Annotated in this window: 9 protein-coding genes and 1 pseudogene; 4 read left to right on the plus strand and 6 right to left on the minus strand. The window is 34.8% G+C overall.

Annotated elements, in window-relative coordinates; genetic code table 11:
- Window positions 1-60: 60 nt before the first annotated feature.
- The 3 genes and pseudogenes from F893_RS12590 to F893_RS12600 form a co-directional block, all read right to left on the minus strand.
- Window positions 61-678: pseudogene (locus F893_RS12590) on the minus strand (restriction endonuclease subunit S); the annotation flags it as partial.
- A complete protein-coding gene (locus F893_RS12595; RefSeq protein ID WP_005171197.1) occupies window positions 675-2,156 on the minus strand; it encodes a type I restriction-modification system subunit M in 1,482 nt (493 codons plus the stop codon). The gene F893_RS12595 and the pseudogene F893_RS12590, both read right to left, overlap by 4 nt.
- 85 nt (window positions 2,157-2,241) lie before the next feature.
- Window positions 2,242-2,856, minus strand: a complete 615-nt coding sequence (locus F893_RS12600; RefSeq protein ID WP_005252354.1) for a DUF6088 family protein — start codon at window positions 2,854-2,856, stop codon at window positions 2,242-2,244.
- Between the two features lie 316 nt (window positions 2,857-3,172).
- On the opposite strand from F893_RS12600, the gene F893_RS12605 reads away from it, so the two are divergent.
- Window positions 3,173-3,508, plus strand: a complete 336-nt coding sequence (locus F893_RS12605) for a helix-turn-helix domain-containing protein (protein WP_005252356.1) — start codon at window positions 3,173-3,175, stop codon at window positions 3,506-3,508.
- Between the two features lie 43 nt (window positions 3,509-3,551).
- Here F893_RS12605 and F893_RS12610 read toward each other — a convergent pair whose 3' ends face one another.
- Window positions 3,552-3,758: a helix-turn-helix domain-containing protein gene (locus F893_RS12610; RefSeq protein WP_005103069.1), complete on the minus strand. Its 207-nt coding sequence runs from the start codon at window positions 3,756-3,758 to the stop codon at window positions 3,552-3,554.
- A 94-nt stretch (window positions 3,759-3,852) separates the two neighbouring features.
- Between F893_RS12610 and F893_RS12615 the strand changes: the two genes are divergently transcribed.
- Window positions 3,853-4,350 (plus strand): hypothetical protein, encoded by a 498-nt coding sequence (locus F893_RS12615; protein ID WP_005252358.1) that lies wholly within the window; start codon window positions 3,853-3,855, stop codon window positions 4,348-4,350.
- Window positions 4,351-4,769: 419 nt separating this feature from the next.
- Here F893_RS12615 and F893_RS12620 read toward each other — a convergent pair whose 3' ends face one another.
- Window positions 4,770-5,240 carry an IS5/IS1182 family transposase gene (locus tag F893_RS12620; protein WP_005252359.1) on the minus strand — a complete coding sequence of 157 codons (471 nt, stop codon included), beginning with the start codon at window positions 5,238-5,240 and terminating at the stop codon, window positions 4,770-4,772.
- Window positions 5,188-5,583: a transposase family protein gene (locus F893_RS17550; protein WP_081400842.1), complete on the minus strand. Its 396-nt coding sequence runs from the start codon at window positions 5,581-5,583 to the stop codon at window positions 5,188-5,190. Before F893_RS17550 ends, F893_RS12620 begins: the two co-directional genes overlap by 53 nt.
- A 147-nt stretch (window positions 5,584-5,730) precedes the next feature.
- On the opposite strand from F893_RS17550, the gene F893_RS12625 reads away from it, so the two are divergent.
- Window positions 5,731-7,278: an SIR2 family protein gene (locus F893_RS12625; protein WP_005252363.1), complete on the plus strand. Its 1,548-nt coding sequence runs from the start codon at window positions 5,731-5,733 to the stop codon at window positions 7,276-7,278.
- Window positions 7,279-7,385: 107 nt separating this feature from the next.
- Window positions 7,386-7,841, plus strand: coding sequence for a helix-turn-helix domain-containing protein (locus F893_RS12630; protein ID WP_004647755.1), 456 nt, complete (start codon window positions 7,386-7,388; stop codon window positions 7,839-7,841).
- The last annotated feature ends 207 nt before the right edge of the window (window positions 7,842-8,048 follow it).

The following is an 8,048-nucleotide window of genomic DNA, read 5'->3' on the forward strand; positions in this document are numbered from 1 at the left end:
GATCTAATCTTCTTGGTGTAACTGAGTACCGAATGGCCCGATTTGAATCAAATCTACCTGTTCAGCAAGTTTAGCCACCTTAAAACCTTTAGGATTACTAACTGGATCACCAAACATATCAATAAAAGTAGCTTGTAAAAGCTGATCTAACTTTTCAATCGCTTGCTGACGTTTTTGGCGTAACTCATCTGCTTTATCTAAAATAGAAGCAATTCGGCGTTGTTCGTTTATTGGTGGAAGTGGAATTTCAACATTAGCGATTACTGTCTTAGAAATTTCTTTAAAAGTAGCCCCAACGCCTAAATCTTGAAGATATTCTTTATTTGCTTTCAACCAGTAATACAAATATTGAGCATCTAATAAATTTGATTTCGGTACAAAACTTTTGAAACCCTGATTGGTACACATTGGCACTGTATTAATAGCAACATGTCCAATTGGAGCACGAGAGCTAAATAAAACAGAATTTTCAGGAAGTAGCTTAGTTGAACAACTATCAAAGCCTAATTGAGTAATCTTACTTTCTGTTTTAGAAATGAATTTGGACTTCAATTTACTCAAGTCTTTAGGTGTAACCCAAATAATGTCACCATCCCAAAAATCAGGATTATTTGTTCGTGGAGTTGAGCCAGAAAAAATTTCGGTGCAATCACCCAATTTCATTTTGGGATAGCTCATTTCAGTAACTCCTTAAGCTCATTCATTCCCTTAAGAATGTCCTGCTCAAGTTGTTCTAAATCGGTCAAAATTTTGTTTGGTGCTTCATATTCAACTTGCTCATATACCACTTCTTTATAACGGTTAATCGACAAGTCATAACCATTGGCAGCAATATCGGCCTTATCAACTAAGAAACTTTGTTCAGTCGCTTTACGATTAGCTTCACCTTCTAAGTTTTTAAAACGGGAAATAATGTCAGGAATATTGTTATTTTCATGCTTAGAAGCATCGAGTTCATTACGCTTATCATCTAGCGAATAACCATCTGCCTGCATGTCATAGAACCAAACCTTATCTGTACCACCAGTTTCAGTTTTGGTGAAAATCAGAATGGCAGTTGAAACCCCTGCATACGGTTTAAACACCCCTGAAGGCATCGAAATAATGGCTTCGAGCTTTTGCTCTTCCACAATCTTCTGACGCAAATCTTTATGTGCTTTAGAAGAACCAAACAACACCCCATCAGGGACAATAATCGCAGCACGACCACCTGTTTTTAATATGCGTAAGAACAAGGCTAAAAACAGCAGTTCCGTCTTTTTGGTTTTTACAATCGCCTGAATATTCTTGGCACAGCTTTCGTAGTCCAGGCTGCCTGCAAATGGTGGATTGGCAAGAATCAAACTGAACTGACTTTCAATATGTGAATGTGCTTCGCTTAAAGAATCACGGTTTTCAATCCTTGGATTTTCAACACCGTGCAGCATCATATTCATCGAACCAATACGAAGCATGGTGCTGTCAAAATCATAACCAAAGAAGGTTTCTTCACTAAAACGTTTCGCTGCTTCAGGATTGGCAAAAATCTCAGTGCTGTGATGTTCGTTTAAATATTCACTGGCTGCAACGAGGAAGCCTGCTGTACCACATGCAGGGTCACAGATGGTATCTGTCGGTTTTGGCTGCATCAGCTCCACGATCATCTTGATGATATGGCGAGGAGTACGGAACTGACCATTTTGACCTGCTGAAGCGATCTTACCAAGCATGTACTCGTAAATATCACCTTTGGTATCTTTGTCATCCATTGGTACTTCAGCCAACAGATCAACTACTTTAGTTAAAAGTGCAGCATTTGGAATCGTAAAACGAGCATCTTTCATGTGATGACTGTAGGTGGTGTCATCTTCATTCCCAATGCTTTTTATGAATGGGAAAACTTCATTAGCAATCGTGTCATAAAGCTGAGTAGGATCGCCGAGCGTAATAAATTTAGACCAACGTAAATGGTCTTGTTCAGGTGTAAAAATTGGCTTTTCTACAGCAGTTTTTAGGCGGTTGGCTTTCTTTTCTTTGGTAATCTGAATTTCATCGAGTCGGCGGATAAAGAGCAAATAAGTCATTTGCTCCATGACTTCTAGAGGATTGGAAATACCACCACTCCAAAAAGAGTTCCAGATCTGGTCAATTTTGCTTTTAATTTCGCCTGTAATCACACTGATGACTCTCAAATTTCTTTGAGCGTATTGTGGTAGATTTCAATATGAAAAGCTATGGATAAGGAATGCAAAAAATCTAGGCTTAAAAATAGGACTTTGTCTTCTGCTCATCTAATAAATTATGCAACCATGCCGGCAAAGAAGACTGAGAAAGTAATATCCACTCTTCAGATGTAAGTGTCTTTTCAAGCTTTCTAACCATATTTAAATCAACAATCTTTTTTCCCAAAAAGAGTAATGCTGATATGGCCATTCCTACGCGGCTATCGAAGGGATGTTGGAAAAATTTATTGTTTTTAGTATGCAGCAATCTTACCTGAGTGCCGCCAATCTTAAATTCACGAGAGTAACCTGAAGTATAAAACACATCCATTACTGGAACCTGAGTGCTTAATTCAAGACGATTTGCAGCCATCCCCCCATGAACCTGGATGAATTCACCATTTTTTTCAGCAATCACTTTAACTACATCATAAATATTAGGGCTCAGGTATCGCCCCTTTAACATAATGTTGGGCTCAGGTTTGTAATAAACACCATGCTGAATACGATTAATCACGCCTTGCGCATTTAAACGATGGAGCTCCAGATAAACCACTTCAGTCTTTCCATACTGTTCAAACTCGTCCACAGAAAAGACATACCCAAGGCGAAATCCTTTTACCCGTTCCTGAACTGCTTTTGCAATATCTGACATAGAAGCCCCAAACAGACTATATAAAAGGTGGTTGAAACCATCAGGTAACTACACAACGTATGCCTTCAACTACCATGTTCGATTTTATGTATTTCTTCTACATTATTAGATTAAACAAAATTTAAGTAAATTAAGATTTTTACTAAAATAATTTGGATGTGGGGTGTGCTATTAAGTGCAATATCTTGCACTTAATCCTATAAAAATCTTTGTTAAGTACAGATTTTGGCACTTAACGTCAACTTCAATGATATTTGGCGATTCCGTGTAGAAAGAATATCTTTAAGTTAATTTATTAATAGTTCAAATTTTAAAAATGAAATTTTATAAAAGTGATAATCCCTCCTACATTGCCGAAGTAATTGGGCTACGGTTAAAGCGAGCACGATTAAACCGAGACATGACACAAGTAGAAGTCGCAGACAGGGCGTGGGTTTCAAAAAGGACAGTGCTAAAAGCAGAGAAAGGAAATGTTCGACTGGCTGATCTGATAGCTATTCTTCAAGCTTTGGAAATGTTAGATGAGATTGATTCATTTCTGCCCGAGCCTCCTTTATCTCCTATAGAGCTCTTAAAACTAAGAGGAAAAATAAGGAAAAGAGCTTCAGGCAATAATAAAAATAAAATAGATACACCTAATTTAGGTTGGTAGTTTTTAAAATTAGATTGGATTTCTAGTTTATATTTGAATGAAACTAGGGAATCAAATCTTTGGCTGGAATTTGCATAGCTGATGCTATTTCATATAGTTTTTCTACTGTGATATTGACCTCACCACGTTCAATACGTCCCATATAACTACGATCAATTCCACATTGCAATGCGAGTGATTCTTGAGTGATATTTTTCTCTTTTCTTTTGTTGCGGATTGAACAACCAATTACTTTTGATAATTCTGACATTTGGAACAAACTGCTCAAAAAAAAGAAATATCACTAATTGAGGACTAAACATCCACGGACTATAATCCTCTTTTACTTTTTAAAGGTTTCCAAAATGATGAAGTTTAATATTCCATTGGCTGACCAATTTCTTGAAATAATAAAAAATTATGAAATTGAGGATTGGGAAGCCAAATGTTTTTGGGAGATTATTAGACAATCAGATCAGTTGGATTCATCCAATGTTAAAAGCTTACGAGAAGATATGTATGCAGCTATAAAATTATTATCAAAAAATGACTACTTAGTTGCTCAAAGATCGCTATTTAAGAAAAAATCTTATTTATATAGTGAAACTCAAAAATTAAAGGAGTTGAGAAAGCAGTTGATCGAGAATGAATCAAGAAATCCTTTAAATGTTCAAAAGAACAAACTAAAAAAAGAGTTAATTTTTTTGATTAAACAGGCTGAATTCATTAATGAGTTAACTTTATCTTACCCAGAATTTTGCTATTCAATAAAAAAATATAGAGAAGAAATTGATTATCAGATTGATTATTGCAACTTAAAAATAAAAACAATAGATAAGATTATTAAAATACACAACAGATGATTATTGATAAAATTATAATAAAAACAACGTGTTAAAATAAATATTTTATTATTTCATGTTAAAAATTATTCTAATTTTTCGTCAATAGCAATTATGGTTTGAACAATTCCAAGACCCGACTATTTCTCATACTGTGATGGATAGAATTTTACATAGATTCTATGAATTAAAAATTAAAGGAAGATTAGATAGAGAAAAAATTTATGCTAATAAAGATAAGGGTTAAATTTTTTTAATTAAAGTAACTTATCAGGTATAGGAAAGAGTGGCAAATTTATCCAATCATTTGCAAATCTTCTTCATATATAAATATCGTACTTATCACTGCTATAGGAAAGTATAATTATCTATGTACGAGGTGATGGATAAGTGGTTGCTTAAGTCTAAATTAGTATTCGACATTAGACCTCTTTCATAAATCATTTTTTGCTCAGTTCCAAGTTGTAGATTCCAGCGATTAAATTGAATCTCAAACCAAGCCTTTTACCTCTATTTCGATAACGCTCAGCAAGGATTTTGAAGGTTTTCAGGCTGCCAAATACATGCTCAATTCCGATTCTTCTTTTATTGATTTCTTGATTATAGATTTTCAATTCAGGATCCAATTTACAGTGTCTTTTGGCTTTTAATGGCAACAGGCTATTCGGATACAACACATAAATCCCCTGATAGCCTTTATCTGCAAGGATAAAAGCCCCAAAAGGAATCTGGTTTAAATTGCGTTTGAACAACTCGAAATCATGCACTGCACCGCGACTGGTACATAAACTCAGAATTTTCTGAGTTTTGTAGTGAATCATGGCCTGTACTTTAAAGGTATGGGTCTTTTTCTTGCCGCTATAGCTTTTCTTCTGTTTTTTTAGGCCTTTGGATTGGAATTTCCGTGGCATCCACGATCACAACATTCCAGTCGATGCCTTCGCCCTCGGGTAAATCTTTGGGTAAATTAAACAGATTGGACCGAATCAGGCAGTCTTCAACATGACGGACAATTCTTGAGGCTGTGGGCTCTGAAACCCCGTAACTCGTCACAACGTGAAATAAGGTTCGGTATTCCCGCCAATAGCTCAGACACAGCAGGACCTGATCCTCCAGGCTTAACTTGGGCGGTCTGCCTTTGGCAGAGACATGCTTCTGCAATTGCTCAACCATCAAATAGAAAGTTGACCATGAGATGCCTGTGTATCGCTTGAACTGAGGATCAGAAAGCTTGTTTGAATCGATGTATTTCATCCGCAGATTATGCACGAATGCTAAGAAATCCGGAGTGCAAATATTAACCAAAAAGAAGATCGTTTTTTGATTTATGAAAGAGATCTATTTTTTTGCTTTTATGTTTTTTAAGTGACAATATAAACAAAAATTTACAAGGCTTTCTTCATGTATTTAAATGAGTTTTTTCAACAAATAAAAAATCATCCAATTTTATTTCTTGGAACTGGATTTAGCCTGAGATATTTAAAAAAATCTTATACATGGGAAGGATTATTACAGCGAGTTGCAGATGATCTCTTTTATGATGAAGACAACACTAGTTGGCAACGTGAATACTTAAGATTAAAGAGTCGTTGTTTCATTAATGACAATATTTCTTTTGAACTCGTAGCCCAAGAGCTAGAAAAAATTTTTAATGCTACTGTTATTGATAATGATAAAAAAATTTTCAATGGGGTTAGAGAACAATACTTCAACAGTATTGATAAGAATAAAAAATTTAGTGCATTTAAGGCTTATATTGCTGAACTATTGTCCAATCATGAAATTAGAGAGGACAAAACATCTGAAATTGAAGAACTAATTAAAGCTCGTAAGAATCTGTCTGCTGTTATAACGACTAATTATGATTTATTGACAGAGAAAACTTTTGAATTTTTTACACCATTGATAGGAAATAATATTCTTTTAAGTAATCCCTATGGTTCAATTTATAAAATTCATGGTTGTGTGACTGATAGCCGAAATATCATCATTACTGCAGAAGACTATGAAAAATTTGACAAAAAATATGAGTTGATAAAGGCTCAGATGCTTTCTTTATTCATGCATAACCCAGTGATCTTTATTGGTTATAGTATTACTGATGAAAATATTAGAAGTATCTTGAAGACGATATTTTCGTATGTAGATACGAATTCTGAGATGGCTCAAAAAATTAGAAATAATTTTCTGTTAGTCGAATATGAGCCAGATAGTCAGTCAATAGAAGTTGCAGCACATGATATTGATATTAAGGATATTGGCATTATTCGGATTAATAAAATAAAGACTGATAATTTTTCAGAACTTTTCAGGAATATTTCAAATTTAGTACTCCCTATCTCCGCAATGGATATTAGAAAAGTCCAAAATATTTATCATGATATTGTTAAAGGATCTGAGGGTGTCAAAGTAACAATCACTGTTGATCCTAGTAAGTTACATAATAATCAAACTGTTCTAGCTATTGGTACTGAGAAAAATCTTCAAGTTCAATTCCGAAACTTCAATGAAATCATATCAGATTATTTTAATATTATTGCTGAATCGAATGAATCTTTGGCTAATTTGATCAATAAGCAGGAAAATTTACAACAGAGAATTATCCCAATTTTTGGGTTATCAAATGTCTCAAATAAAATTAATAATTTGGAACAATTGAAAGAGATACAGATTGATAGACTTAAGAAAATTTATAGTTCTATCCCTCAAACAGCTAAGATTATTAGAAGTTTTGATGAAATTGAAGAATGTGATGCGAAGGTTTCTAACAAATATAATCAAATCTATTGGAATATTTTTAATGAAAAAATTTCTATAGATGAAATAGCAGTCCATCTTAAAACTGGAAAATGCTTAGGTAAAAATAGTGATGATAGCCTATTTAAGAATTTACTTAGCCTGTATGACTACTTAAAATATGGTGGAACGATTGATAGTTTAATATCTTAGTTATTCTAATATCCAGAGATATTAACAACATAAAAAGCCTAGACTCGTAAGTTGACAAAAATAACTAATGATGCGAAAAGGTTTTTTTAGTTAACAGATGTTCACACATGCCTAGAATTGTTTCTGTACCACTTAGTTTAGAACAGCGAGAACGACTCATTTTTCTGGTCAAGCATGCAAAACATTGGCGTGAAAGGCAACGTGCCCAAACTATTCTCTGGCTTTCCGAAGGTAAAAGCGTTGCGGAAGTTGCCACTCTACAAGAACGTATCCCAGAAACCATAAGGCTACAACGCCGACGTTGGGAATTGTATGAGTTTGAATCGATTAAAGAAGGTCATCGCTCAGGTCGACCCAATACATTGATCTCAGACTATCAGGCGAAAATCCTAGATTGGGTCAATACAAGTCCACTCAATGCAGAACAAATCCGAGTCAAACTACATGAAGAATACGAAGTGTCCGTGTCTGTTGAAACCATTCGTAAGTTTTTACGGGATTCAGGTATGGTCTTCAAGCGTACCCGTCATAGCTTGAAAAAAAAGAGATCCGATTGCATTTGAACAAGCAACACAGCAGATTGAAGAATTACGAGAGCAAGCGGCACGTGGTGAAATTATATTAGGTTATGTTGATGAAACAGGATTTTCATCTACACCTGATAACCGCTATGCGTGGACAAAGATAGGTGATGTTCATGCGGTTGATGCAATAAGATTAAAACGAGTTAATGTCATGGGGTGTTTGCTTTCAACGGGGAAACTGGTGAC

Origin of the sequence: Acinetobacter sp. CIP 102136, from assembly GCF_000369685.1 — a bacterium.
Lineage (GTDB): Bacteria > Pseudomonadota > Gammaproteobacteria > Pseudomonadales > Moraxellaceae > Acinetobacter > Acinetobacter fasciculus.

Bases quoted from the DNA above. Each gene is read 5' to 3' on its own strand.
- F893_RS12600 (WP_005252354.1), bottom strand. From the start codon at position 2,856: ATGTCAGATATTGCAAAAGCAGTTCAGGAACGGGTAAAAGGATTTCGC.
- F893_RS12605 (WP_005252356.1), top strand. From the start codon at position 3,173: ATGAAATTTTATAAAAGTGATAATCCCTCCTACATTGCCGAAGTAATT.
- F893_RS12610 (WP_005103069.1), bottom strand. From the start codon at position 3,758: ATGTCAGAATTATCAAAAGTAATTGGTTGTTCAATCCGCAACAAAAGA.
- F893_RS12615 (WP_005252358.1), top strand. From the start codon at position 3,853: ATGATGAAGTTTAATATTCCATTGGCTGACCAATTTCTTGAAATAATA.
- F893_RS12620 (WP_005252359.1), bottom strand. From the start codon at position 5,240: ATGCCACGGAAATTCCAATCCAAAGGCCTAAAAAAACAGAAGAAAAGC.
- F893_RS17550 (WP_081400842.1), bottom strand. From the start codon at position 5,583: ATGAAATACATCGATTCAAACAAGCTTTCTGATCCTCAGTTCAAGCGA.
- F893_RS12625 (WP_005252363.1), top strand. From the start codon at position 5,731: ATGTATTTAAATGAGTTTTTTCAACAAATAAAAAATCATCCAATTTTA.
- F893_RS12630 (WP_004647755.1), top strand. From the start codon at position 7,386: ATGCCTAGAATTGTTTCTGTACCACTTAGTTTAGAACAGCGAGAACGA.